The organism is Sphingomonas sp. PvP056 (assembly GCF_040549155.1).
Classification (GTDB): domain Bacteria; phylum Pseudomonadota; class Alphaproteobacteria; order Sphingomonadales; family Sphingomonadaceae; genus Sphingomonas.
In genome coordinates, this window is the sequence record NZ_JBEPST010000001.1 from 220,140 (window position 1) to 244,229 (window position 24,090).

Below are 24,090 nucleotides of genomic sequence, written 5' to 3' on the forward strand. Positions count from 1 at the left end.
CGAACGGTAGGAGTTGCGCTTACTTGAAGCGAACGCCGATGCCGCCCATGATGCGGTGACGCGAGGTGTTGTCGTTATACTGCGAGAACACATACTGCGCGTTGACATAGACCGGCAGACGACCCTCGGTGACCGTGTACTCGGCACCGCCGCCGACCTGGTAGCCGGTCGTGTTGACATGGTCGTAGAACGAGGTCTGCGTGGGCGTGTTGGCATCGAACCGCTTGCGCTGCTCGTTGGTGACATAACCACCCTTGGCGAAGACCATCGCACGCGGCGTGACCAGATAGCCTGCGCGGACGCCGACGCCGAATTCCTCGAACGACTTGTGGCAAACCGAACCGCCGTTGGATGCGCCGCAATTCTCGGTCCAGTCGTTTGCACGCCAGTAGGTTGCTTCCGGACCGACGACGATACGGTCAGCGATCACGCCGTCGAAACCGATCGTGGCACCGTAGCCGAACTTGTCGTTATGACGACCCTGCGACTGGAAACGATCGCCGCCGAGGTTACCCTCGAGGCGGAAACCGCGGAACGAGGTGTTGCTCGTGCCTTCGCTGGCGGCGGTGGTGGTGACTTCCTGAGCCGATGCTGCACCCGTGGTGAGTGCTGCGACAGCGGCTGCAACCATCAAAATTTTACGCATGTGTGTTCTCCATTGACGACGCCCAAACACGCGACGGATCGAAGTGATCCTTTGGTATGAGGCGTTTCCCGGAACCTGTTGCATCGCAGCAACACTTCATGGCGGCGGTGTCGGGCGGAGCACGGCGCGAAGGGCCATCCGCCGGGGCATCCCGCGTAGCATGTTGACTCGCTCGCATGATCCGCGCGATACGGAACATAAGATGAACAAATATGACCGAGTCGATCGCCTCGTTGCGCCATTTGAAGCGCCAGATCGCCGCCATAGAGCAGCGCGAGGGGCTGTGCGAATCCGCGGTCGACACGGTTCGCGTGGGAACGGGACATGACGGAATCGATCAGGCGATCGGCGGCGGATTGGCCCGCGGACGGTTGCATGAGGTGTTTGCGCACGACGCTGCGGATGCAGGGTGCGCGGCGGGGTTCGTCGGGATGCTCGCGGTTCGGCTGGGGGGGGCGCTCGTCTGGTTGCGCGAGGATGCGGCCGAAAAGCAGGGCGTCCTTCATGTGGGTGGCCTGGTCGAACTCGGGATCGACCCATCGCACCTGATCCTGGGCGTGTTGCCCGATCCGCTCGCGGTGCTCCGCGCGGCGGCGGATGTGGTGCGGTGTCCGGCGGTTGGAGTGGCGGTGATCGAAATGCGCCGCAACCCGGCCATGCTCGATCTGACCGCGGGGCGCAGGCTTGCGCTGGCGGCGGAAAATTCCGGCGTCACGGTGTTGCTGCTGCGGATCGATGCGCAGCCTTCGCCCAGTGCGGCGGATACGCGCTGGTCCGCCAGCGCCGCGGCGTCCGCGCCGCTCGAGGCGAACGCGCCGGGGTATCCGGTGCTCGATGTAACGCTTTTGCGCCAGCGTGGTCGTCCCGGCGACGGGCGCTGGCTGGTGGAGTGGGACCGTGACCAAGCAAGCTTCCGCGCAGCGGGTGCGCCGCGTCGATCCGACCATGACGGCGCCCGAGACCCTCGCCGAGACTCTGGCATCATCGCCGCCACAGTCCGCCCGGCGGCATCTGGCACTGTGGTTTCCCTTCCTGTCGAGCGACCGGCAATCCCGCACCCGGGGTTCCGCCGCGTCGGCTAATGCCAGGGTCGATACGGGGGACGACGCACCGTTCGTCTTCGTCGAAAAGCAGCGTGGCGCGATGCGGATCACCGCGGTCGATCCGCGTGCGCACGCGCTTGGCCTGTCGCCGGGGATGGCGCTGGCGGACGCACGCGCGATCCTGCCCGATCTTGCGGCGCACGATGCCGCGCCCGCCGCCGACCAGGACTGGATCGAGCGGATCGCGGATCTGTGCGAACGCTACACCCCGATGGTGGCGCTCGACGAAGCCGACGGCATCACGCTCGACATCACCGGCTGCGCGCATCTGTTCGGTGGCGAGGACGGCCTGGTCGCCGATCTCGAGCAGCGCCTCGCCAGCTGGGGCGCGCAGCTTCGCCATGCGGTCGCGGGCAGCCCCGATGGCGCGCAGGCGCTCGCGCGGTTCCAGACGATGCCCGCCGCGAGCGAGACGGCAGCGCTGCGCCGGCTCGATGTCGCAGCGCTGCGGTTGCCCGACGAAACGCTGGTCGCGCTCCGTCGCGCCGGATTGAAGACGCTCGGCGATCTCGCGGGACGTCCGTCCGCGCCGATCTCTGCGCGTTTCGGCGAGGAAACCACCGAGACGCTCGCACGGCTGCTCGGCGATCTCGACAGCCGGATCCAGCCGCGCCGTCGCTTGCCAGCGATGTTCTTCGAACGCCGCTTTGCCGAACCGATCGCGCGGACCGAACATGTCCTCGACGTGATCGAGGATCTCGCGACCGAGGCGTCGCAGGCGCTGGCGGAGCGCCACAAGGGCGGGCGGCGCTTTGCGGTTCGCTTGTTCCGCAGCGACGGGCAAGTGCGCGACCTCGCAATCGAGACGGGGCTCCCCGCACGCGACCCGCCGACGCTGATGCGGCTGTTCCGCGAGCGGATCGATGCGCTCGCCGATCCGCTCGACCCCGGCTTCGGGTTCGACATGCTGCGCTTCGTCGTGCCGCGGATCGAGCCGCTCGCACCGACGCAATTGCAGCTCGAGGGCGGTGCGATCGGCGACGATGCGATGGCGGCGCTGGTCGATCGGCTCAGTACGCGGGTCGGGCGCACGCGGATCCGGCGCTTCGTCGCGCGCGACAGCCATATTCCCGAACAGGGCGTGCTCAGCATCCCCGCGCTCGACGCGCCGACCGCGCCCGTGCCTGCATGGCAACCGCTCGACCCGGGCGAGCCGCCGCTGCGCCCGATCCATCTGTTCGATCCGCCGCAGCGGATCGAGGTGATGGCCGAAGTCCCCGACGGCCCGCCGCACCGCTTCCGCTGGCGGCGGACGCTGCATGACGTGACGCGCTTCGAAGGCCCCGAACGGATCGCCGCCGAATGGTGGAAGCGGATCGATGCCGCCGGGCTGACGCGCGATTATTACCGCGTCGAGGATACGCGCGGACGGCGCTTCTGGATCTTCCGCCACGGCCTGTACGATCGCGAGAAGCCCGATCCCGACTGGTATGTCCACGGCCTGTTCGCATGACGGGTTTTGCCGAACTGGTCGCGGCGAGCAATTATTCGTTCCTGCGCGGTGCCGCGCATCCGCATGAAATGGTTGCCGAAGCACTTCGGCTCGGGCTCGACGGGATCGGTCTGGCCGATCGCAATACGGTTGCGGGCGTCGTCCGCGCGCATGTCGCGCTCGAATCGGCGGTCAAGGAGGCGGCGGCGGCGGGGCTGCCCGATTTGCCGTTCCGGCTGGTCGTCGGCGCGCGGCTGGTGTTTTCGGACGATACGCCCGACATCGTCGCCTATCCGGCGACGCGGTTCGGCTGGGGGCGGCTGACGCGGCTGCTGACGCTGGGCAATCTGCGCGCCGAAAAGGGCGATTGCGAGCTGCATTTCGCCGATTTGCTCGATCACCACAAAGATCTGCTGCTGGTCGTGCTCGGTAAGGAGCAGGATCTCCACGTTCTGCAACGGCTCCGCGCCGCGTGCGGGGATCGGGTGTGGCTCGGCGTGACGATGCTGCGGCAGGGGCGCGACCGGCGGATGCTCGCGCGGATGCAGGCGGTCGCGCAGGCGGCACATGTCCCGCTGCTCGCGACCAATGACGCGCTCTATGCTGGGCCGGCGCAACGCCCGTTGCACGATGTGCTGACCTGCATCCTCCACGGCACGACGATCACCACCGCCGGGCGGATCCTCGCCGCCAATGCCGAACGGCATCTCAAAGCCGCCGACGAGATGGTGCGGCTGTTCCGCGATTGCCCCGATGCGGTCGCGCAGAGCCGCGTGATCCTCGACCGGATCACCTTCACGCTGCGCGATCTCAGCTACGAATATCCGCACGAACCGATCCCCTACGGCTGGGAACCGCAGGACTGGCTCGAGCATATCGTGCTCGAGGCGGCGCACCAGCGCTACGGCGAAACGCTGTCCCCCAAGGTCGAGGCGCTGCTCGCGGAGGAATTCCGCCTGATCCGGTCGCAGAAATACGCCTTCTACTTCCTCACCGTCCACGATCTCGTCCGCTTCGCGCGCGCGCAGACCCCGCCGATCCTGTGCCAGGGGCGCGGGTCGGCGGCGAATTCGATCGTGTGCTTCCTGCTCGGCGTGACCTCGGTCGATCCGGTCCAGCACGACCTGCTGTTCTCGCGCTTCGTGTCCGAGGAACGCAGCGAGCCGCCCGATATCGACGTCGATTTCGAGCACGAACGCCGTGAGGAGGTGATGCAGTACGTCTATCGCCGCTACGGCCGCCACCGCGCCGGGATCGCCGCGACCGTCATCCATTATCGCCCGCGCAGCGCGGTGCGCGAAGTCGGCAAGGTGCTCGGCTTTACCGAGGACGTCACCGCGCGGCTCGGCAGCACCGTCTGGGGCAGTTTCGCGAGCAAGCTCGAGGACCGGCGTTATGCCGATGCCGGGCTCGACCCCACCAACCCCGCGATCGCGCGATTGAAGGGGCTGGTCGAACAGATCCTCGAATTCCCGCGGCATCTGTCGCAGCATGTCGGCGGGTTCGTGCTGACGCAGGACCGGCTCGACGAGACCGTCCCGATCCACAATGGCGCGATGCCCGACCGCACCTTTATCGAATGGGACAAGGACGATATCGACGCACTCGGGCTGATGAAGGTCGACGTGCTCGCGCTCGGCATGCTGACGTGCATCCGCAAGAGCTTCGACCTGATGCGGCAGCACGGGCTCGGCGACCATGATCTCGAGGTCGACATCGCCGCGGATGATCCCGCAGTCTATGACATGCTGTGCAAGGGCGACAGCATCGGCGTGTTCCAGGTCGAAAGCCGCGCGCAGATCAACATGCTGCCCCGGCTCAAGCCGCGCTCGCTCTACGACCTGACCGTGCAGGTCGCGATCGTCCGGCCCGGGCCGATTCAGGGCGAGATGGTCCACCCCTATCTGCGCCGCCGCAGCGGGATCGAGAAGGTCGACTATCCCTCACCCGCGCCGCCGCACAATCCCAACGAACTGAAGGACCTGCTCGGCAAGACCTTCGGCGTGCCCTTGTTCCAGGAACAGGCGATGAAGCTCGCGATCGTCGCGGCGGCGTTCACCCCGGTCGAAGCGAACAAGCTGCGCCGCGCGATGGCGACCTTTCGCCATACCGGCGGAATGGACGACTTCCGCGTCAAGATGGTCGAGGGGATGGCGGCACGTGGTTACGATCGCGACTTCGCCGAACGCTGTTTCCAGCAGATCGAGGGGTTCGGCAGCTACGGCTTCCCCGAAAGCCACGCGCTGTCGTTCGCACGGCTGGTGTACGTGTCGTCGTGGATCAAATGCCACCAGCCCGCGGTGTTCGCCTGCGCGCTGCTCAATGCGCAGCCGATGGGGTTCTATGCCCCCGCACAGATCGTCCGCGATGCGCGCGAACATGGCATCGCGGTCCATCCGGTCGATATCAACGCGAGCGACTGGGACAACAGCCTCGAACCCGATGCGGCGGGCGTGCTCGGGCTGCGGCTCGGGTTCCGCCAGATGGACGGGTTCCGCCGCGCCTGGGCAGACGCGCTGGTCGCGGCGCGCGCGCGTGGGCCGTTCGCCTCGGTCGAGGCGCTCGCCAGGCGCGCGGCGCTCCCGCAACGCGCGCTCAGGCTGCTCGCGGATGTCGATGCGTTCGGGTCGATCGCGCTCGATCGGCGGCAGGCCCTGTGGGAAGTCCGCCGCACCCCCGATGCCGCGCTTCCGCTGTTCGCCGCCGCCAGCGCGCGCGAACTGGGGGAGGAGCCCGACATGGCACTCCCGCTGATGAGCGCGGCGGAGCAGGTGGTGGTCGATTACAAGACGCTGCGGCTGTCGCTCAAGGATCATCCGATGAGCTTCCTGCGCGCGACGCTCACCGACGAAGGGATCAGCAGTTGCGCGCGCACCAGCGCGGTCAAGGCCGGGTCGCGCGTGCACACAGCGGGGATCGTACTGATCCGGCAACGCCCTGGGAACGGCAATGCGATCTTCGTCACGATCGAGGACGAGACCGGCGTGACCAATGTCGTGATCTGGGCACGACTGTTCGAGACGGTGCGCGCGCAGGTGATGGGATCGCGGCTGATGCTGATCGAGGGCGAAGTCCAGCGAAGTCCCGAAGGCGTTGTCCACCTGATGGCGAACCGAGTGCATGACCGCAGCGCGCTGCTCGATACGCTGGGGGAAGACACCGCGGTCCGCGTCCCGCTCGCGCGCGCGGACGAAATGGTCCGTCCGGTCCCGCCGCGGCATCCGCGCGACGCTCGGATCGTCCCCAAATCCCGCGATTTCCACTGATCCCGCGCGCATAAAAAAGGGCCGGTGCGTTGCCGCACCGGCCTAAGGTTGTCCGCAGGAGGAACATCGTGGGGCCAACCGGGTCACCGACCCGGCGGCCAATCTCGTCAATAATTGTAGGCGCGCTCGCCGTGTTCGGTGATGTCGAGCCCGTTGTGCTCGACCTCTTCGGTCGGACGCAGGCCGATCGTGTACTTAAGCGCAAGGAACAGCACGGCGGAGACGCCGCCAGACCACACCAAAGTGATCCCGACCGCGGTCAGCTGCTTCATCATCTGCGCCGACATGCTGTAGTCGGCCGCCGCAACCGCGACCGCGGGGAACTTGGTGTAATCGAAATAGCCCTGGCCGCCGAGCGACGGTGCGGCGACGATCGCGGTGGCCAGCGCCCCGACGATCCCGCCGACGCAGTGGACCCCGAACACGTCGAGCGAGTCGTCATACTTCAGCCACGCCTTCACATAGGTGACGAAGATGAAGCAGATCGGCGACACGATGAGGCCGAGGACGATCGAGGTCATCGGTGCAGCGAACCCGGAAGCCGGGGTGATCGCCACGAGCCCCGCAACCGCGCCCGTCACCGCGCCGAGCAGCGACGGCTTCTTGTGGACGATCTGGTCGATCACTGCCCAGGAGACGGCAGCGGCGGCGGTGGCGACGAAGGTGTTGATGAACGCGACCGCGGTCACGCCGTTCGCCTCGAGGTTGGACCCAGCGTTGAAGCCGAACCAGCCGACCCACAGCAGGCTGGCGCCGATCATCGTCATCGTCAGCGAGTGCGGCGGCATCGGTTCACGACCGAAGCCAAGCCGCGGACCGATCACGAGGCAGCCGACCAGCCCGGCGATGCCGGCGTTGATGTGGACCACCGTGCCGCCCGCAAAGTCGAGCGCGCCGAGGTTGAACAGCCAGCCGCCATCGGTCTGCGCATCGGGAAGGAAATCCGGGCCAGCCCAGTACCAGACCATGTGCGCGATCGGGAAATAGACCAGCGTCAGCCATGCGACCACGAAGATAATCAGCGGGGTGAACTTCACCCGCTCGGCGAACGCGCCGACGATCAGCGCGGGCGTGATGCACGCGAAGGTCATCTGGAAGCAGACATAGGCGAGTTCGGGAATGTAGACGTTGTTCGAGAAGGTCGCCGCCAGCGTGGTGCCGTCAACGCCCTTGAGGAACGCCTTGGAAAGACCGCCGAAGAAGTGGTTCTCGCCGCCCGACGTAAACGCGATCGAATAGCCGTAGGAGACCCACAGCAGCGCCGCGACGCAGACGATCATCATCACCTGCATCAGCACCGACAGCATGTTCTTGGTGCGCACCAGGCCGCCGTAGAACAGCGCGAGGCCGGGCACCGACATCATCAGCACGAGGGCCGCCGAGATCAGCATCCAGCTGGTGTCGCCCTTGTTGACCATCGTCGCCATCTGCGCGGCATCGGGGGCTTTTATCGGGCCGGCCGCAGCCTGCGCCCAGGCGGGCAGTGCCGCGAAGACGCTAGCCCCCGCCAGAACCGCCAAACCCGTCTTGATTCCTGGCTTCATCTCTACCCCCTTCACAGCGCGGTCTCGTCGGTTTCGCCGGTGCGGATCCGAACCGCCTGACCGACATCGAGCACGAAAATCTTGCCGTCACCGATCGCGCCGGTGTTGGCGGACGCCTGGATCGCCTCGACCACGCGCGACGCGATATCGCTGCCGCAGACGACCTCGACCTTGATCTTGGGGACCATGTTGGTGCTGTATTCGGCACCGCGGTAGATTTCGGTCTGGCCTTTCTGGCGACCGAAACCCTTGACCTCGGTGACGGTCATGCCCGCCACGCCGATCTCGGTCAGCGCCTCGCGCACGTCGTCGAGCTTGAACGGCTTGATGATGCCTATGACGAGCTTCATGCGCGAACCCCCCTGTTTATTGGTCCTGGGGTTCTGCTGTGCAATCGACGTGCCAAATCGTTAACGACGCGATTTCGCGGTTGCGGCGTGACGATAGGGTTACGATTGCGTAAATTTTATGTGCACGTGCGAACGGATGCCTGAAAATGAGGCAGGTTGGGGTTTGAGGGAAGCTATGATTTCTAGTGCAGTCGAGAACCATGTGTGCGGCGGTGCGTCACGAAGCCTCCCACGCCGGGCGCGCTGCACGGCCCCACCCCAACCCCTCCCCTAAAGGGGAGAGGCTTGCCCGTGCTTCTTATCTCTTCTTGCCCCTCCCCTTCAGGGGAGGGGTAGGGGGTGGGGGGAGCCTCGCAGAGCACCCCGCAAAAGGCGTACGCACGGTACCAAACGCAGACGCAACAACCTCACCCCGCGTCCGCCCCCAAAATCTCCCGCGCGACCTCGAAATCCTCATCATCCACCATCACCCGGACCGGAATCAGATACTGGCTCCCGTCCGCGATGCTCGCATTCCCGTCGAGCGCAATCGCCATGATCCCCTCGGATTCGAACCGTCCGATCACGATATACGCCTCGTTGCGCCCGAAGCGCCCGACTTCGACCAGGCTCATGCCGTCATTCCTTCCCCGGGGTGAAGTCGCGCAGATCCGCGACCGTCTTCGCATCCAGCTTGCCGATCAGCGCGACGACGAGGTCGACCATCCGGTCGAAATCCGCGCGATCGATGATCCCGTTATGCGCATGCGTATAGCGCGCGGGAACGACGAGGTTGACCGTCGGCACGCCGCCGTTGGTCGCCTGGATCGCCGCGCTGTCGTCACCGTAACCCTGAACCAGATCGTGCTGGAGCGGGATGCGCGCGCCTTGCGCGGTCTCGTCGACCAGCCGGACGAACTTGCGGTTGGGCAGGGTGCTCGAATCATACAGGAAGATGCCCGGCCCACCGCCGAGCACCGCCTGCGTCTCCTCCGGGTTGCGCCCCGGGCTGTCGCCCGTGATGCCGCCTTCGATCGCGATGCCCACGTCGGGCTTGATCAGATCCGCCGACGTCCGCGCGCCGCGCAGGCCCACTTCCTCCTGGACCGTCGCGACGACGAACAACTGGTTGGGGTGGCCGGTGCTGCGAAGCCGCCGCAGCGCCTCGATAATCACCGCGAGCCCGACCCGGTCATCCCACGCCTTGCCCAGATAGCGATCGCCCTTGCCCATCACCGTGAAGGGTGAATCCGGCACGACCGGGTCGCCCGGCGACAGCCCGAGCGCCGCCACCTCCGCTGGGGTCTTCGCGCCGACATCGAGAAAGAGCGTGTCGCGCGGATAGACCTTGCTGCGTTCGTCGGCGGGGACGACGTGGATATCGCGGATCCCGGTGACCGCATGGACCGGCCCCTTCTTGCCGATGATGATCCAGCGCTGATCGGGGAGCGCCTGGTCAAGCCAGCCGCCGAGCATCTGCATTGACAGATAGCCGGTCGGCGTCACGCGCCGCACCACCCCGCCGAGTTCGTCCATATGCGCGTCGAGCATCACCTTGGGCCCGCTCGACCCGTGCTGCGCGATCACCGAGCCAACGCCGTCATAGCTGACCTTGTCCGCCAGCGGCTTGAGTTCGCGCACCATCACCGCGCGGACCGCTTCCTCGAACCCGGGCGGGCCGGGCGCATCGGCCAGCTCGCCGAGCAAACGTTGCGTGCGGTCGCCCGATTGTGCCGCAACCGGACTGACGACAACCGCCATAGCCATCAAAACAGGCAGGAATTTCTTCATCAAACACACCCTCTGATCCAGCCGCATGGTTACAGGCGGTGGATCCCGACGCAAGCGATCAGACGGCGCGAGGGATGCTTGCACGACCCGGTGCGCAGTCGAGCGCGGCGCGATCCCACCCCGCAAGATCGGCGGCGGCATCATAGGTCGACTGGCAGAAGGCGAGCAGCGCCGCATCCGGATCGGGCGCGGTACGGACCGCGTCATAAGGGAGCAGGAATTCGCCCAGCCCCGCGTTCCATTCCGCCGCTGGCGGGCTGACCTTCGCTTCGGCATATTGGTCGGGCGCCGGATAGGCGTAGGCGTAGAAGGCGGCATGCGGATAGGCATCGCTCCCCGGCCAGAAGCCGACGCTCGCTTCCTCATGGCTGTAGGCATCGCGCGTCACCGCATCGGGGAGGCCGGGGAAGCCGCCCGGGTGGGTCGGTGCATCGCGACCCGAGAAACGCGTGACCGCCAGATCGAAGCTGCCCCAGAAAAAGTGCACCGGGCTCGCCTTGCCGGTAAAACCTGTTCGAAACTGACCGAAAATGCGCGAAACCTGGATCAGAACGCGCCAGAACGCGCGCACGGCGTCTGCATTATAGGGCCTTTCGGCGTCATCCTGCGCAAAGGGAGGCACGTCGGCCATCTCGCTCGGGGTGCCATCGAAGGTCGCGGGGATGTCGAGCTCGGTCAGGCAGGCGACCACCGTCTTATGAAAATCCGCGATGCTGCCGGCGCGAAGCTCGATCCCGCGGCTGCGCCCGTCGCTGGTCATGAAGATCAGCCGATCGTGGAGCAGGTCGAACTCGATCTCGAGAATCCGTTCGCCGACAGGGATCGCCGAGGTCGTAAGCCCCCGTACGGAAACATAAAACGGCACATGCCAGCTATGGTTGAGCCACGGCGTCAGCGCGAGCCGGACCTTGCCGATGATCTGCGTGCGAAGCTGAAGCCCGATCGCGGTCTCGCGCCATGCGGTCCAGTCGAGTTCGGGCCAGGGGGACACTGTCGGCATCGTCATCATCCTACCCCGGCGTCACCCCGGCCAGCGCCGGGGTGACGGAAAAACCGCCCGTTGTCCGTTACATCGCCGTCCCGCCAACGGTCAGCCCGCCAACCAGCAAGGTCGGCTGCCCGACGCCGGCCGGCACGCTCTGCCCGCCCTTGCCGCACATGCCGATGCCTTCGTCGAGCGCGAAATCGTTACCGATCCCCTCGACCTTGGTCAGGCACGACGGCCCGTCGCCAATCAGCGTCGCGCCCTTGATCGGCGCGCCGATCTTCCCGTTTTCAATGCGATACGCCTCGGTGCACGAAAAAACGAACTTGCCCGACACGATGTCGACCTGCCCGCCGCCGAACGCCTTGGCGAAGATGCCCGACTTGACTCGGCTGAGCAGCTCGGCGGGATCGTCATTCCCGCCGCGCATGAAGGTGTTGGTCATCCGCGGCATCGGCGCGTGGGCGAAGCTCTCGCGACGCCCGTTGCCGGTCGGCGCGACGCCCATCAGCCGCGCGTTGAGCCGGTCCTGGATATAGCCCTTGAGAATCCCGTCCTCGATCAGCACGTTCTCCTGCGTCGGCGTGCCCTCGTCGTCGATCGACAGCGACCCGCGGCGATCCGCGATCGACCCGTCGTCGACCACCGTCACGCCCGGCGCGGCGACACGCTCGCCGATCCGCCCGGAGAAGGCGCTGGTGCCCTTGCGGTTGAAATCGCCCTCGAGCCCGTGGCCGATCGCCTCGTGCAGCAAAATCCCCGGCCAGCCCGGCCCGAGCAGCACGGTCATTTCACCCGCGGGCGCGGCGACCGAGTCAAGATTCACAACGGCTTGCGCCAGCGCCTCGTCGATCGCGCGGTTCCACGTCGCGGACTCCATCAGGTCGGTGTAGAGATAGCGCCCGCCGATCCCGAAGCTGCCGGTCTCGCGACGGCCGTTCTGCTCGACCACGATCGACACGTTGAGCCGCACCAGCGGCCGGATGTCGGTCGCCATGAAGCCATCGGCGCGGACGATCTCGACCACGTTCCAATTGCCCATCAGCGATACCGACACCTGCGCCACGCGCGGATCGCGCGCGCGTGCGGCGGCGTCGATCGTCTGGCACAGATTCACCTTGTCGGCGAAGGGGATGAGGTCGAGCGGATCGGCGTCGGTGTAGAGATGCCGGTTGGTCGCGCGCGGTGGTGCTGCCTTGGGGCTGGCGGACGGATCGATCAGCGCCATCGTCTCGGACGCGCGCTTGATCGCCGCGGCGCTCAGTTCGTTGGCGTGCGCGAAGGCGGTCATCTCGCCCGACACCGCGCGGAGACCGAAACCCGAATGCGTGTCGTAGCTCGCGGTCTTCAGCCGACCATCGTCGAAGCCGAACGCCTCGGACTTGCGATATTGCAGGTAAAGCTCGCCGTCATCGGCCTTGCCGAGCGCGGCAGCGGTAAGGGCCTGGGCCTCGTCGGGGGACAGCTGTCCGTCATGATAGAGGAAAGCGCGGGGGTCTGCGGGACTCGTCATACCCCCGAATATAGGAGGCTCAGCGGCCTGCGCCATCCCCATGATCGTGCAAGCCCGCCTGATCGACTCCGTCGGCGGGTCCGCCGATCAGGATGAAGCGGCGGTCGCAATAGCCGCAATCGACATAGCCGGTCTCGTCGATCTCGAGAAAGACGCGCGGATGCCCGAGGCTCGCGCCGCCAGGAATGTCGGTCGCGCCGTCGCAGAGGTTGCGGGCGTGGGTGACGCGGAGGATTTCGGGCGGGGCGATCATGCGGTCGCGATAGCAAGCCGGGGGGGAAGCTTCAACGGGTGTTTGGGTGGGGGGATGATCTTCCTACCCACCTCCCGTTCGTCCTGAGTAGCGACCGAGTAGGCGAAGCCGTATCGAGGGCGCGTATCGAAGGACATCGCGCGCAACCGTGCTTCGATACGCGCCCTCGATACGCCCCCAAGCGGGGGCTACTCGGTCGCTACTCAGCGCGAACGGAGAAGGGGAAACGCGCGCCTGACATACGGTTTCCCCCTTTCCGCCAGCCCCCCGCCCCCGTACAGCAACCGGCATGACGGAAGCGGCCATCTCCATCGCCAATTTGAGCAAGACCTACAAAGGCGGCAAACAGGCGCTCGACGACGTGTCGTTCGACGTGCCGCGCGGCCAGATCTTCGGGTTGCTCGGCCCCAATGGCGCGGGAAAATCCACGCTGATCAACATCCTCGCAGGGCTGGTCAACAAGACCGGCGGGACCGCGTCGATCTGGGGCTTCGACATCGACCAGCACCCGCGCAACGCCAAGGTGTCGATCGGGATCGTCAACCAGGAGATCCTGTTCGACCCGTTCTTCTCCCCGTTCGAGACGCTCGAGATCCAGGGCGGGCTGTACGGCGTCCCCAAGGCGAAGCGCCGCTCGATGGAATTGCTCCGCGCGGTGCATCTGGAGGACAAGGCCAATGCCTATGCGCGCACGCTGTCGGGGGGCATGAAGCGCCGCCTGATGGTGGCCAAGGCGATGGTCCATTCGCCCCCCGTGCTGGTGCTCGACGAGCCGACTGCGGGCGTCGACATCGAACTGCGCCAGCAACTCTGGGCCTATGTCCGCTCGCTCAACGAGGCGGGGGTGACGGTGGTGCTGACGACGCATTACCTCGAGGAAGCCGAGGAATTGTGCGACCGGATCGCGATCATCAACCACGGCAAGGTGATCGCCAACGAACCGACGCGCGACCTGCTGGCGAAGGCGACCGAGAAGATGGTCGAGGTGACGGTCGACCGCGACGTCGCGGTCCCGCCCGCCAACGCCTGTTTCCAGAAGATCGAGCTGAAGGGCAATCGGACACTCGCGATCACCTACGCCAAGGACAAGGTCAACGCGGGCGAAGTGCTCGCGGCGGTGCAGGCGGACGGCTACGGCATCGTCGACGTGTCGACGCGCGAGGCTGATCTGGAGGACGTGTTCCTGAATTTGACGAGGGCAGCGAACGCCTGACGCGGTCAGCGGGGGCTGCGCACGCCGGTCACGAATGCCGCGTCCGCAGCAGCGCCAGTCCGAAGCCGATGAAGATCACCCCCGTCACGCGGTTGAACAGCCGCTTGACCGCCGGCCGCTCGAGATACCCCGCCAACGACCGCCCGCCGAGCGCATAGACCCCGTACCAGAAGCTCTCCAGCACCGCGAAGGTCGCGACGAGGATCGCGAATTGTGGCGGCTTGGGGAAAGCGGGATCAACGAATTGCGGGAAGAAGGCGGCGGCAAACAGGATCAGCTTGGGATTGCTGATCCCGATCGCGAACCCGCCGCGGAACAGCGCGCGAAGCGATAGCGTGCGGGGCAATTCGCCGTCGCTGACGTCGATCGGAGTCACGTTGCTGCGCCACGCCTTGACGCCGAGGTAGAGCAGATACGCCACCCCCGCATAGCGCAGCACATCGAACGCCCCCGGGACCGCGAGCAGCACCGTCGTGACCCCCGCCGCCGACGCGGTCAGCACCAGCACCAGCGCAAGCAGGCACCCCGCCATCGCGGCGACGCTGCGCTTCATCCCCAGTTCGACGCTGCGCGACAGGATGTGGAGCATGTTCGGCCCCGGCGTCCCGCACAGCAGGAAAACCGCGCCGGTGAACAGCCACCAGGTGTGAAGGGTCATCGTCATTCGCCACGGCCAAAGGTAATTTCGCAGCTATACGGCAGGCGGTACCGTAGCAAATCCAATCGACCGACCCGGCGCGCAACGGTATCGGCGCGGTGCCGCGCGCCCTGCTAGGCAAGGCGGTCAAACCACGATACCAGCACGTCCAACAGGCGGGTGACGCCGGTCCGCCACGGCAATGGCCGGGGCAGGAAGTGGAGAAGCGATGCAGTCCGACGTCCTCATCATCGGATCCGGCGCGGCCGGACTGACCGCCGCGCTCAATCTGGCGGATCGCTTCAAGGTCACCGTGCTCGCCAAAGGACAGCTCAACGAAGGATCGACCGCCTGGGCACAGGGCGGGATCGCCGCGGTGCACGAAGCGGGCGACACGTTCGAAAGCCATGTCGAGGACACGATGATCGCGGGCGCAGGGCTCAACGATCGCGCGACGGTCGAGATGGTGGTCGAACGCGCCCCCGCCGCGATCGCGCGGCTGGTCGAGCTGGGCGTACCCTTCGCGACCGAAACCGCCGACAATGGCGGCGGGCTGCACCTGACGCGCGAGGGCGGGCATTCGCATCGCCGGATCGTCCATGTCGCCGATGCGACCGGCTGGGCGGTCCAGGAAGCGCTGCAGCGCGCCGCGACCGAACACCCCAATATCACGCTCGTCCCCGACATGGTCGCGATCGACCTTGCGACCAGCCGGCACGAGGAACGCTATTCGGGCGCGGGCAACGTGTGGGGTGTCTATGCGGTCAACCGCGCGACCGGGCGGGTCGAGCTTCATACCGCGCGCGCGACGATCCTCGCCACCGGCGGCGCGGGGCGGACCTATCTGTTCTCGACCGCGCCGCGTGGTGCGACCGGGGATGGGATCGCGATGGCGTGGCGCGCGGGGTGCCGCGTCTCCAACATGGAGATGATGCAGTTCCACCCGACCTGCCTCTACAATCTCGACGTCAAGAATTTCCTGATCACCGAAGCGGTGCGCGGTGAGGGCGGGCAATTGCTGCTTCCGGAAAACGGCTATCGCTTCATGCCCGATTTCGACCCCCGCGCCGAACTCGCGCCGCGCGACGTCGTCGCGCGCGCGATCGATCATGAGATCAAGCGGCTCGGGCTCGATTACGTCCACCTCGATATCAGCCACAAGGGGCCGGACTTCATCCGCGAGCATTTCCCCAACATCCACGAGAAGCTGCTCGGGCTCGGGATCGACATGACGACCGACCCGATTCCGGTCGTCCCGGCGCAGCATTATACGTGCGGCGGCATCGTCGTCGATCTTGACGGGCGCACCGACTTGCCCGGTCTCTATGCAGCGGGCGAATGCAGCGAGAGCGGGCTACACGGGGCGAACCGGCTCGCGTCCAACTCGCTGCTCGAATGCTTCGTGTTCGGCGAGGCGTGTGCGCAGCATATCAGCGACCATTGGGACGAGCTTCCAGTGCCCCCGCCAATCCGCGCCTGGGATGAAAGCCGGGTCGAGGATTCGGACGAAGAGGTCGTCATCAAGCAGAACTGGACCGAAATCCGCCGCTTCATGTGGAATTACGTGGGGATCGTGCGCACGACCAAGCGGCTCCAGCGCGCGCAGAACCGGATCCGGATGCTGACCGAGGAGGTCAACGACTATTACGGCCACTTCCGCGTCACGCCCGACCTGATCGAACTGCGCAACCTGCTCCAGACCGCGGAACTGATCGTACGCTCGGCGCTGGCACGCAAGGAATCCCGCGGGCTGCACTACACGCTCGATTATCCCGAGATGCTGCCCGAGGCGCGCGACACGATCCTGGTGCCATAGCGCGCCAGATCGGGCGTTATTTCACGCGCGTCCAAGTCTGCGTACGGCACCCGATGTTGGCGAAGACGCAGCCTTCGCCGACTAGCGTATTCGCATCAACCTGCCGGATCGTCCCCGTGATCGTCTGTCCCAGATCGGGGACCAGCACCGAGCCGTTCCACAGGCCCGTCTCGTTCTGGCGGAAGTCCTGGAACAGCATCGCACCGACCAGCGGCGCGCCGCCGCCACGTTGCGCGTCGGCTTCTGCTTGCGGGGTCGCCGCGATCACCTTGCCGCAAATCGCATCCCCGCACGGCTGGAACTGGACGCGCACGGTCTTGCGCGGGTTGGTCCATACGCCCTTGGGCGCGGCGGCGCTCGCCGCGATCGGGAGAAGCGCGGCGATCGTCGCCGCTGCCATCAGAATAGGTCGCATGTCGGTTGGCCTTCCACCAAGATCAGGCGGATGCGGTCATCCGCACCCGCCTGAGTAATGGCTGAACAACGCGTCAGATCGAATCGAGTGCCTGGGCGAAATCCGCGATCAGATCGTCCGGATCCTCGACCCCGATCGAGATGCGGACGAGATTGTCGGTGATCCCCAGCGCCTGCTTGCGTTCGTCCGACACCGACAGATGCGTCATCGCCGCAGGGTGCGACGCGAGCGTCTCGGTCCCGCCGAGGCTGACCGCGAGCTTGGCGATCTTGAGCGCGTCGAGGAAGGCGAATGCTTCCTTCTCGCCGCCCTTGACGATCAGCGAGAAGGTCGAGCCCGCGCCAGTGCAATGCCGCGCATAGATATCGGCCTGACGCTCCATCCCCGGCGAATCCGCCAGGAAGCCGAGATAGCCGACGCGTTCGACCTTGGGATGGCTGCGCAGGAAGCCGCAGACCTTGACCGCATTCTCACCCGCACGGCTCATGCGCAGTTCGAGCGTCTCGAGGCTGCGCATCAGCATCCATGCCGTGTTGGGGTCGCAGATCGTGCCGATCGTGTTGCGCATCAGTCGGATCGTGTTGATGTGCTCCTTCGAACCAAGCACGCCGCCCGCGACCAGATCGCTATGCCCGCCGGCATATTTGGTAAGCGAGTAGACGACGATGTCCGCGCCATGCTCGAGCGGCTTGAGCCACAACGGCCCCAGGAACGTGTTGTCGATCGCGATCGGCGGCTTGGTGTCGCCGGTGAAGATCGCATCGCGGCTCGCCGCGACGGCCTGGATGTCGACCAGCGCGTTGGTCGGGTTGGCGGGGCTTTCGAGATAGATCAAGGCGACGTTACCGGTGGCGGCCTTGGTCATCACTGCGTCGATTTCCTCGCGGGTCGCACCCGCCGGGAAATCGAGCCAGTTCACCCCAAAGCGCCCCAGGATGCGCGCGATCAGCGTCTCGGTCGCGGCATAGAGCGGGCCGGAATGCACGATCGTGTCGCCGGGCTTGACCATCGACAGGAATAGCGTTGCGATCGCCGACATGCCGCTCGAGAAGACAAGCGCGTCCTCCGCTTCTTCCCACACGCCAAGACGATCCTCCAGAATTTCCTGGTTCGGGCCGTTGAAGCGCGAATAGACGAGGCCCTGCGATCCGCCGGGGCGCTTGCCGGTCACGCCTTCGAAATGGCGCTTGCCCGCGGCGGCGTTCGGGAACACGTAGGTCGAGGTCGCGAAGATCGGGGGCTTCAGCGACCCTTCCGACAGCATCGGATCATAGCCGTGGCCCATCATCAGCGTCGACGGCTTGAGCTTGCGATCCCCGATCTTTTCGACCGAGGGCTTGGGCTTGGTACGCGGGGCAACGCCGGTCAGGTCGGCTTCGTCCTCGCCGATCGCGTCGGTCGGGGTGATGGGGGTCTGCGCCATGAAAACATCCTGCCTTACTGAATTATGCTCTTCCGTAACGCGGGATAGTGTCATTTGATACCATGCCACGCGTCCGTGACGGGATTCCACCCTGTAATCCGTTCGTTTCGAGCGAAGTCGAACTCGGGCTCGCCGCGTTTGCGCTTCCCCCGCGCAGGCCGGGGCCCAGGAGAGAGACAGAAGATTGCAGGCGATTGCGCCTCGTTTTCCTCCACCTTCGCTGCTGGGCTCCGGCCTTCGCCGGGGAAGCAGTTCTGGCAAGCGCGGCCGCGTCTCCCTTGCGCTTCCCCGGCGCAGGCCGGGGCCCAGTAGAGAGACAGAAGATTGCGGGCGATTGCGCCCCGTTTCCTCGACCTTCTCTCGACGACGCTCGAAACGCACGGGTGGAGAAAGTCGTCCTCCCCATCAGCCGCGGTTTGCCTCCGCGCCAAGACCGATCAATGCAATCTGCCGCCCATAGCCGGGCTCGCCGCGATGCGTCGCGCGACGGAAGCTGAAGAAACGCGTTTCGTCGGCATAGGTATCGAGCCCAAGCGCGGCGATCCGCGTCACGCCCGCGCTGGCGATCCGCTGGACGACATAGGCCTCCAGGTCGAACTGATGATGCCCTGCACGGGCGGGCGCGAAAAAGCGTTCGTTGGCAGGGTCGTCCTGCTCGAAACGCTGCGCGAAGGCATCGTCCACTTCGTAGCTGGCACGCGCGATGCACGGGCCGATCGCAGCAGCAATTCGGTCGCGGCGCGCACCGAGCGATTCCATCGCGAGGATCGTCGAATCAGTCACGCCCCCGATCGCGCCCTTCCACCCCGCATGCGCCGCGCCGACCACGCCTGCTTCGACATCGGCGAACAGAACGGGGGCGCAATCCGCGGTCAGGATGCCAAGCGCGAGGCCCGGACGATCGGTCACCAGCGCATCCGCGCGTGGCCGATCGGCGTCGAACGGGGCGGTCACCGTGATACAGTCGCCCGAATGCACCTGATACAGCGTCACAAGCTTCGCGCCCGGCAGCACTGCTGTGGTCGCGCGTGCGCGGTTCTCGGCGACCACGACTGTATCGTCGTCCGACCCAGTTCCGACGTTGAGCCCGGCGTGGATCCCGGTCGACACGCCGCCCTCGCGCCCGAGGAAGCCGTGTGCGACGCCTACCAGCGTTCTCGCTCGGATCACTGGAACGTCGTTCACAACACCAGCCGCATCAGATTGTCGTCGTCGACCGTTGTGCCCACGCGAAACGCGATCCGCCCGATGTCGCGGAAACCATAGCGTTCGTAGAAACGATGCGCGCGATGGTTGTCGACATAGACGCTAAGGATCACCTCGCGCGCGCCGTGGCTGCGCGCATGGTCGAGCGCCCACGCCATCATTTCCTGCGCGACGCCGGTGCCATGCCACGGGCTCAGCACATAGAATTGATACAGTTCGATCGCATCCGGGCGCCATTCGCCAGGGAAGGTGACCGGGCCCATCTTGACGAAGCCGACGATCTTGCCGTCGTCGAGCGCGAGCCGGATCGCGAAATCGGGGTCGGACAGTTGCGATGGCAGTCCGTTGGGGCCGAACGCCTCGTCGAGGAACGCGCCGAGATCCTTCGGATCGTACAGCGTGCCGAACGTCTCGGTGAACGATTCCCGCGCCATCGCGGCCAGCGCAGGACCATCGATCGTGCGAGCGTCGCGATACTGGATCATGCGAACCCCGCCGGTTCGGGCCAGTCGGGTGCGCTGACCGCGAGGACCTGGAATAGCGTCCCCATCGCTTCGGTCAGTCGCGCCTTGTCCGCGGCGATGCCGTCCGCCCGCTCTGGCGATGCCTTCGCCAGCGCGGTCGCGCGGGCGTCGATCCCGAGCGCGGTCAGGAACGCGCCCTGGTCGATCGGGCCTTCGACGCGAGCGCCCTCGACCAGCGCCGCCGCGCCGAGCGTGCCGAAGTCGACATGCGCGGTCAGGTCCTGCTCGCCGGGCGCATCGAACGGATTGGCGAAGGCGTGGCCACGCACCGCCTGCAGCGTATCGCCGATCGCGGGGCCGTTATAACCGTAATCGACGATCAGCAGCGCGCCGCCTTGTGCGACGATCCGCTGCGCAAGACCGCGCAGGATCGCGACGCTCGCCGGCGAGGTTTCGATCACCGCGCCATTGGCGGTGTCGCGGAGCGCTTCCGGAATGACGCCTTCGGGCACCTGCTTGCCCGCAATCGGGAGGAACAGCGTGTCCTGGCACGCGACCAGGCGCTCGAACCAGCCGCCCGCGCCCTTGACGAGCTGACGGATCGGGAGCGCATCGAAGAATTCGTTGGCGATGACGATCAGCGGCCGGTCGGTCGGCAGCGTGTCGATCGAATCATGCCAATCCGCGCTGGGCACACGCTCGGCTTGCGCGGCGCGGAGTACGGGGCTGGTCTCGACGAAATGCACCGGCGGCGCGAACCCCGCCTTGCCGCTTGCGCGCAGCGCGTCCTGCGTGAGGGTGCCTCGCCCCGGGCCGAGCTCGACCCACGCCGCCGCCGGGCGTCCGGCGCGATCCCATAGGTCGGCGCTCCACAGCCCGATCAGCTCTCCGTACATCTGGCTGATTTCGGGCGATGTGGTGAAGTCGCCACCCACGCCGAGCGGATCGCGCGTCGCATAATAATGCTGGTTCGCCGCCGCCATGAACTGCGCGATCGAGATCGGCCCGGCGAGCGTGATCGCGCGGGCGAGCCGGTCGGCGAGCGGGGCTTCGGGGGTATTCGGGGTATCGTCGGTCATCGTCGGCGCGCCATGCCTCGCTACGGCGCGGGCCGCAAGCGTGGTGGAGGGGGGACGACCCTCCCATGCTCGTCATCCCCACGCAGGCGGGGATGTCGGAGGCGTCAGGCGACGCTCACATCCCCCGCGATCGGCACGACGCGCTGGCGACGGCCCTTTGCGGTCGCGATCAGGTACAGCCCGCCGATGATCATCGGCAGCGTCAGCAGCTGCCCCATGTGGATCGTCGTCGCAAAGAAAGTGCCGCTGAACTGCGAATCGGGTTCGCGGAAGAACTCGACCGTGAAGCGCGCGAGGCCATAGCCAAGCAGGAACAGCCCGACGAGCTTGCCCGGTTCGTAGCGCGCCTTGGTCCGCCAGAAGGCGAACCACAGGATCGCAAACAGCGCGATCCCTTCAAGCCCCGCCTCGTACAGCTGGCTCGGATGGCGTGGCACATCATTGCCGGTACGCGGGAAGATGATCGCCCAGGTGACGTTGGACGGCTTGCCCCACAGCTCGCCGTTGATGAAGTTCGCCATCCGCCCGAAGAACAGCCCGAACGGCACCGCGCACGCCAGATAATCGTGGATCCGCAGCCAATCGAACTTTTCCTTGCGCGCGAACAGGATGATCCCGATCGACGTGCCGATCATCCCGCCGTGGAACGACATGCCCCCGTCCCACAGCCGGATCAGCCGCCACGGGCTGAGCAGCATGTCGGGCGAATAGAAGATGGCATAGCCGAGCCGCCCACCGAGGATGATCCCGAGCGTCGCATAGAACACCAGATCGTCGACATGCCGCCGCGCCATCGGGCTGCCGGGCTGCGCGATCAGCTTGAGCAGATACCACCAGCCGACCAGAATCCCGGTGATATACGCCAGCGAATACCATTTGATCTGGAAGAACCCCAGGTCGAGCGCGACCGGGTCTAGATGCAGGTCCTCGAACCGCAGGTGACCGCCCGATACGGCGGCGGTGGCGGCATTCGTCGCATCGGCGAGCAGGGGCAGGGCGGCAGTCAGGATCAAGGCTTTTCCCCCGGGATTTGCGCCTCCATACTGGCGTCTGGCGACAAGACCAAGCGACAAGACATAACGGAGGATGAGATGCCGAGCATATTGGACGGCCGCATGGATGCGACCCTTGCTGCGTTGACCGGACCGGAGGGGCCGTTGGCGGTGGGGCGCGTTTCGGTGGATGGGCAGGAGCTGCCGATCATTACCGGTGTGCCCCAGACACTGCCTCCCTATTTTGCACATTACTGTGCCGAACACGCCGACAAGATCTTTCTCGTCGCGGGCGAGGAACGGCTGACCTTCGCGCAGGTCCATGCCGCCGCGCAGTGCGTCGCGCAGGCGCTGGTCGCACGGTATCGCATTGTTCCTGGCAAGCGTGTCGGTATCGCGATGCGCAACTCGCCTTCGTGGATCGTGCTGTACATGGGGATCGTGATGGCGGGGGGCGTGGCAACGCTGCTCAATGGCTGGTGGCAGGCCGAGGAGCTTGGCGCCGCGATGGCGGATGTCGAATGCAGCCTCGTCTTCGCCGATCCCGCGCGCGGCCGCCGCATGTGCGCGATCGGCGCGCTCAGCGTTCCCACGGTCACGATCAACGACAGTCTGCCGCTCAAGCAGGCGCTCGCCGGGCTGGATCCCGCGGCGGTCGAGCTGCCCGTCGTCAGCCCGACGGACCCCGCGACGATCCTCTTCACCTCGGGCTCGACTGGCCAGTCGAAGGGCGCGATCAGTGATCATCGCGCGGTGACGCAGGGCGTGTACAATTATCTGGCACAGGCGCTGATGATGCTCAGCATCGCGACGCAGGACGGCAGCCCACCCGACGGCCAGCCCGCGACTCTGCTCAACGTGCCGCTGTTCCACGTCACGGCGGAAGTTCCGGTGTTCCTCCAGAGCTTCGCGATGGGGCGCAAACTGGTGCTGATGCCCAAATGGGACGCCGAGGAGGCAATGCGGTTGATCGCGGCCGAGCATGTCACCTATTTCGTCGGTGTCCCGCTGATGAGTTTCGAGATCCTGACGCACCCCAACCGCGCCGACTACGACCTGTCGAGCGTTACCGATTTTGCAGCGGGCGGTGCCCCGCGCCCGGTCGAGCATGTCCGCCGGATCGCGGACGAGATGGGCGGGCCAAAGCCGTTGCTCGGCTACGGCCTGACCGAGACCAACGGGATCGGGTGCGGCAACTTTCGCGACAATTATCTCGACAAGCCCAACTCCACCGGGCGTCCGTCCGCGCCGCTAGTCGACCTGGCGATCCTCGACGATTTCGGGCGGCCGGTTGCGCAGGGGCAGCGCGGTGAGGTCGGCATTCGCTCGATCTGCAACTTCCGCGAATATTATGGCCGCCCCGATGCGACCGCCGCCGCCTTCACCGCCGACCGTTATTTCCTGACCGGCGACGTCGGCTATCTCGACGCGGACGGCTATCTGTTCATCGTCGATCGCAAGAAGGACATCATCATCCGCGGCGGCGAGAACATCTCGTGTCAGGAAGTCGAGGCGGCGATCTACCAGCATCCCGCGGTGGCGGAGGCGGCGGTGTTCGGCCTGCCCGACGAACGCCTGGGCGAAGTCCCGGGCGCAGTCGTCCAGGTGCGCGCGGATTCGCGCGTCAGTACCGACGAACTGAGCGCCTTCCTGTTCGCGCACGTCGCCGCGTTCAAGGTGCCGCAACGGATCTGGATCGTCGATTCGCCGTTGCCGCGGCTGGGGACCGAGAAGATCGACAAGGTCAGTTTGCGTACGACCTATCGGGCGCTGGTGGAGGGGGAGCAGGCCGGGGCGCAGACGGGAGTGGTGGCATAACGCGAAACGGTGCGGGGGCGTGATGGTCACCCCTCGCTCCAAAAGCTGCCGTCATGCTGAACTTGTTCCAGCATCCACCGCGCAACAGGCATAGTCCGAACTCGTGGAGGGCTGGATCCTGAAACGAGTTCAGGATGACGGACGGTTTGCAGAACTCGCGCCTGC

Annotated in this window: 21 protein-coding genes; 6 read left to right on the top strand and 15 right to left on the bottom strand. The window is 66.1% G+C overall.

Annotated features, from left to right (window positions below; genetic code table 11):
- Positions 1 to 19 precede the first annotated feature (19 nt).
- Positions 20 to 646, bottom strand: a complete 627-nt coding sequence (locus ABIC17_RS01135; RefSeq protein ID WP_354278824.1) for an outer membrane protein — start codon at positions 644 to 646, stop codon at positions 20 to 22.
- A 212-nt stretch (positions 647 to 858) separates the two neighbouring features.
- Here ABIC17_RS01135 and ABIC17_RS01140 point away from each other — a divergent pair, with 212 nt between their 5' ends.
- Genes ABIC17_RS01140 through ABIC17_RS01150 form a run of 3 tightly spaced genes read left to right on the top strand, consistent with a single transcriptional unit; the run spans position 859 to position 6,447 of the window.
- Positions 859 to 1,728: an ImuA family protein gene (locus ABIC17_RS01140; protein ID WP_354278825.1), complete on the top strand. Its 870-nt coding sequence runs from the start codon at positions 859 to 861 to the stop codon at positions 1,726 to 1,728.
- Entirely contained in the window at positions 1,622 to 3,202 is a 1,581-nt protein-coding gene (locus tag ABIC17_RS01145) for a Y-family DNA polymerase (protein ID WP_354279412.1), read from the top strand. The genes ABIC17_RS01140 and ABIC17_RS01145 overlap by 107 nt, the downstream gene beginning before the upstream one ends.
- Positions 3,199 to 6,447: an error-prone DNA polymerase gene (locus ABIC17_RS01150; protein ID WP_354278826.1), complete on the top strand. Its 3,249-nt coding sequence runs from the start codon at positions 3,199 to 3,201 to the stop codon at positions 6,445 to 6,447. Before ABIC17_RS01145 ends, ABIC17_RS01150 begins: the two co-directional genes overlap by 4 nt.
- A 107-nt stretch (positions 6,448 to 6,554) precedes the next feature.
- On the opposite strand, the gene ABIC17_RS01155 is transcribed toward ABIC17_RS01150, so the two are convergent.
- The 7 genes from ABIC17_RS01155 to ABIC17_RS01185 form a co-directional block, all read right to left on the bottom strand.
- Positions 6,555 to 7,991 (bottom strand): ammonium transporter, encoded by a 1,437-nt coding sequence (locus tag ABIC17_RS01155; protein WP_354278827.1) that lies wholly within the window; start codon positions 7,989 to 7,991, stop codon positions 6,555 to 6,557.
- An 11-nt stretch (positions 7,992 to 8,002) separates the two neighbouring features.
- Positions 8,003 to 8,341 carry a P-II family nitrogen regulator gene (locus tag ABIC17_RS01160; RefSeq protein WP_354278828.1) on the bottom strand — a complete coding sequence of 113 codons (339 nt, stop codon included), beginning with the start codon at positions 8,339 to 8,341 and terminating at the stop codon, positions 8,003 to 8,005.
- Between the two features lie 407 nt (positions 8,342 to 8,748).
- Positions 8,749 to 8,955 (bottom strand): putative signal transducing protein, encoded by a 207-nt coding sequence (locus tag ABIC17_RS01165; protein WP_354278829.1) that lies wholly within the window; start codon positions 8,953 to 8,955, stop codon positions 8,749 to 8,751.
- A 4-nt stretch (positions 8,956 to 8,959) separates the two neighbouring features.
- A complete protein-coding gene (locus ABIC17_RS01170; RefSeq protein WP_354278830.1) occupies positions 8,960 to 10,111 on the bottom strand; it encodes a M42 family metallopeptidase in 1,152 nt (383 codons plus the stop codon).
- A 58-nt stretch (positions 10,112 to 10,169) separates the two neighbouring features.
- Positions 10,170 to 11,111 (bottom strand): DUF5996 family protein, encoded by a 942-nt coding sequence (locus ABIC17_RS01175; RefSeq protein ID WP_354278831.1) that lies wholly within the window; start codon positions 11,109 to 11,111, stop codon positions 10,170 to 10,172.
- 67 nt (positions 11,112 to 11,178) lie between these two features.
- On the bottom strand, positions 11,179 to 12,609 hold the full coding sequence (tldD, locus tag ABIC17_RS01180) for a metalloprotease TldD (protein WP_354278832.1): 1,431 nt from the start codon (positions 12,607 to 12,609) through the stop codon (positions 11,179 to 11,181).
- A 19-nt stretch (positions 12,610 to 12,628) separates the two neighbouring features.
- Positions 12,629 to 12,862: a zinc-finger domain-containing protein gene (locus ABIC17_RS01185; protein ID WP_354278833.1), complete on the bottom strand. Its 234-nt coding sequence runs from the start codon at positions 12,860 to 12,862 to the stop codon at positions 12,629 to 12,631.
- A 289-nt stretch (positions 12,863 to 13,151) separates the two neighbouring features.
- Between ABIC17_RS01185 and ABIC17_RS01190 the strand changes: the two genes are divergently transcribed.
- Positions 13,152 to 14,075 (top strand): ABC transporter ATP-binding protein, encoded by a 924-nt coding sequence (locus ABIC17_RS01190; RefSeq protein WP_354278834.1) that lies wholly within the window; start codon positions 13,152 to 13,154, stop codon positions 14,073 to 14,075.
- 28 nt (positions 14,076 to 14,103) lie between these two features.
- Here the strand turns inward: ABIC17_RS01190 and ABIC17_RS01195 are convergent, their stop codons facing one another.
- Positions 14,104 to 14,733: a LysE family translocator gene (locus tag ABIC17_RS01195; protein WP_354278835.1), complete on the bottom strand. Its 630-nt coding sequence runs from the start codon at positions 14,731 to 14,733 to the stop codon at positions 14,104 to 14,106.
- A 208-nt stretch (positions 14,734 to 14,941) separates the two neighbouring features.
- Here ABIC17_RS01195 and nadB point away from each other — a divergent pair, with 208 nt between their 5' ends.
- The gene (gene nadB / locus ABIC17_RS01200; RefSeq protein ID WP_354278836.1) at positions 14,942 to 16,528 is read left to right on the top strand and encodes an L-aspartate oxidase; all 1,587 of its coding nucleotides are present in this window, start codon (positions 14,942 to 14,944) and stop codon (positions 16,526 to 16,528) included.
- Positions 16,529 to 16,544: 16 nt separating this feature from the next.
- Here nadB and ABIC17_RS01205 read toward each other — a convergent pair whose 3' ends face one another.
- The 6 genes from ABIC17_RS01205 to lgt all read right to left on the bottom strand — a co-directional run bounded on the left by ABIC17_RS01205 (position 16,545) and on the right by lgt (position 22,128).
- A complete protein-coding gene (locus tag ABIC17_RS01205) occupies positions 16,545 to 16,943 on the bottom strand; it encodes a DUF2147 domain-containing protein (protein ID WP_354278837.1) in 399 nt (132 codons plus the stop codon).
- 73 nt (positions 16,944 to 17,016) lie between these two features.
- Complete coding sequence (locus ABIC17_RS01210; protein WP_354278838.1) at positions 17,017 to 18,366, bottom strand: cystathionine gamma-synthase family protein; 1,350 nt, start codon at positions 18,364 to 18,366, stop codon at positions 17,017 to 17,019.
- Between the two features lie 405 nt (positions 18,367 to 18,771).
- Positions 18,772 to 19,551, bottom strand: coding sequence for a peptidoglycan editing factor PgeF (gene pgeF / locus ABIC17_RS01215; RefSeq protein ID WP_354278839.1), 780 nt, complete (start codon positions 19,549 to 19,551; stop codon positions 18,772 to 18,774).
- Positions 19,548 to 20,057, bottom strand: a complete 510-nt coding sequence (locus ABIC17_RS01220) for a GNAT family N-acetyltransferase (protein ID WP_354278840.1) — start codon at positions 20,055 to 20,057, stop codon at positions 19,548 to 19,550. Before ABIC17_RS01220 ends, pgeF begins: the two co-directional genes overlap by 4 nt.
- Positions 20,054 to 21,115 carry a class I SAM-dependent methyltransferase gene (locus tag ABIC17_RS01225; protein ID WP_354278841.1) on the bottom strand — a complete coding sequence of 354 codons (1,062 nt, stop codon included), beginning with the start codon at positions 21,113 to 21,115 and terminating at the stop codon, positions 20,054 to 20,056. The genes ABIC17_RS01220 and ABIC17_RS01225 overlap by 4 nt, the downstream gene beginning before the upstream one ends.
- A 104-nt stretch (positions 21,116 to 21,219) precedes the next feature.
- Positions 21,220 to 22,128, bottom strand: a complete 909-nt coding sequence (gene lgt / locus ABIC17_RS01230) for a prolipoprotein diacylglyceryl transferase (RefSeq protein WP_354278842.1) — start codon at positions 22,126 to 22,128, stop codon at positions 21,220 to 21,222.
- A 78-nt stretch (positions 22,129 to 22,206) separates the two neighbouring features.
- Between lgt and ABIC17_RS01235 the strand changes: the two genes are divergently transcribed.
- The gene (locus ABIC17_RS01235) at positions 22,207 to 23,925 is read left to right on the top strand and encodes a class I adenylate-forming enzyme family protein (protein WP_354278843.1); all 1,719 of its coding nucleotides are present in this window, start codon (positions 22,207 to 22,209) and stop codon (positions 23,923 to 23,925) included.
- Positions 23,926 to 24,090 lie beyond the last annotated feature (165 nt).

Excerpts from the sequence above, each read along its gene's own strand:
- ABIC17_RS01135 (WP_354278824.1), bottom strand. The coding sequence starts at position 646 with ATGCGTAAAATTTTGATGGTTGCAGCCGCTGTCGCAGCACTCACCACG.
- ABIC17_RS01140 (WP_354278825.1), top strand. The coding sequence starts at position 859 with ATGACCGAGTCGATCGCCTCGTTGCGCCATTTGAAGCGCCAGATCGCC.
- ABIC17_RS01150 (WP_354278826.1), top strand. The coding sequence starts at position 3,199 with ATGACGGGTTTTGCCGAACTGGTCGCGGCGAGCAATTATTCGTTCCTG.
- ABIC17_RS01155 (WP_354278827.1), bottom strand. The coding sequence starts at position 7,991 with ATGAAGCCAGGAATCAAGACGGGTTTGGCGGTTCTGGCGGGGGCTAGC.
- ABIC17_RS01160 (WP_354278828.1), bottom strand. The coding sequence starts at position 8,341 with ATGAAGCTCGTCATAGGCATCATCAAGCCGTTCAAGCTCGACGACGTG.
- ABIC17_RS01165 (WP_354278829.1), bottom strand. The coding sequence starts at position 8,955 with ATGAGCCTGGTCGAAGTCGGGCGCTTCGGGCGCAACGAGGCGTATATC.
- ABIC17_RS01170 (WP_354278830.1), bottom strand. The coding sequence starts at position 10,111 with ATGAAGAAATTCCTGCCTGTTTTGATGGCTATGGCGGTTGTCGTCAGT.
- ABIC17_RS01175 (WP_354278831.1), bottom strand. The coding sequence starts at position 11,111 with ATGCCGACAGTGTCCCCCTGGCCCGAACTCGACTGGACCGCATGGCGC.
- tldD (WP_354278832.1), bottom strand. The coding sequence starts at position 12,609 with ATGACGAGTCCCGCAGACCCCCGCGCTTTCCTCTATCATGACGGACAG.
- ABIC17_RS01185 (WP_354278833.1), bottom strand. The coding sequence starts at position 12,862 with ATGATCGCCCCGCCCGAAATCCTCCGCGTCACCCACGCCCGCAACCTC.
- ABIC17_RS01190 (WP_354278834.1), top strand. The coding sequence starts at position 13,152 with ATGACGGAAGCGGCCATCTCCATCGCCAATTTGAGCAAGACCTACAAA.
- ABIC17_RS01195 (WP_354278835.1), bottom strand. The coding sequence starts at position 14,733 with ATGACCCTTCACACCTGGTGGCTGTTCACCGGCGCGGTTTTCCTGCTG.
- nadB (WP_354278836.1), top strand. The coding sequence starts at position 14,942 with ATGCAGTCCGACGTCCTCATCATCGGATCCGGCGCGGCCGGACTGACC.
- ABIC17_RS01205 (WP_354278837.1), bottom strand. The coding sequence starts at position 16,943 with ATGCGACCTATTCTGATGGCAGCGGCGACGATCGCCGCGCTTCTCCCG.
- ABIC17_RS01210 (WP_354278838.1), bottom strand. The coding sequence starts at position 18,366 with ATGGCGCAGACCCCCATCACCCCGACCGACGCGATCGGCGAGGACGAA.
- ABIC17_RS01220 (WP_354278840.1), bottom strand. The coding sequence starts at position 20,057 with ATGATCCAGTATCGCGACGCTCGCACGATCGATGGTCCTGCGCTGGCC.
- ABIC17_RS01225 (WP_354278841.1), bottom strand. The coding sequence starts at position 21,115 with ATGACCGACGATACCCCGAATACCCCCGAAGCCCCGCTCGCCGACCGG.
- ABIC17_RS01235 (WP_354278843.1), top strand. The coding sequence starts at position 22,207 with ATGCCGAGCATATTGGACGGCCGCATGGATGCGACCCTTGCTGCGTTG.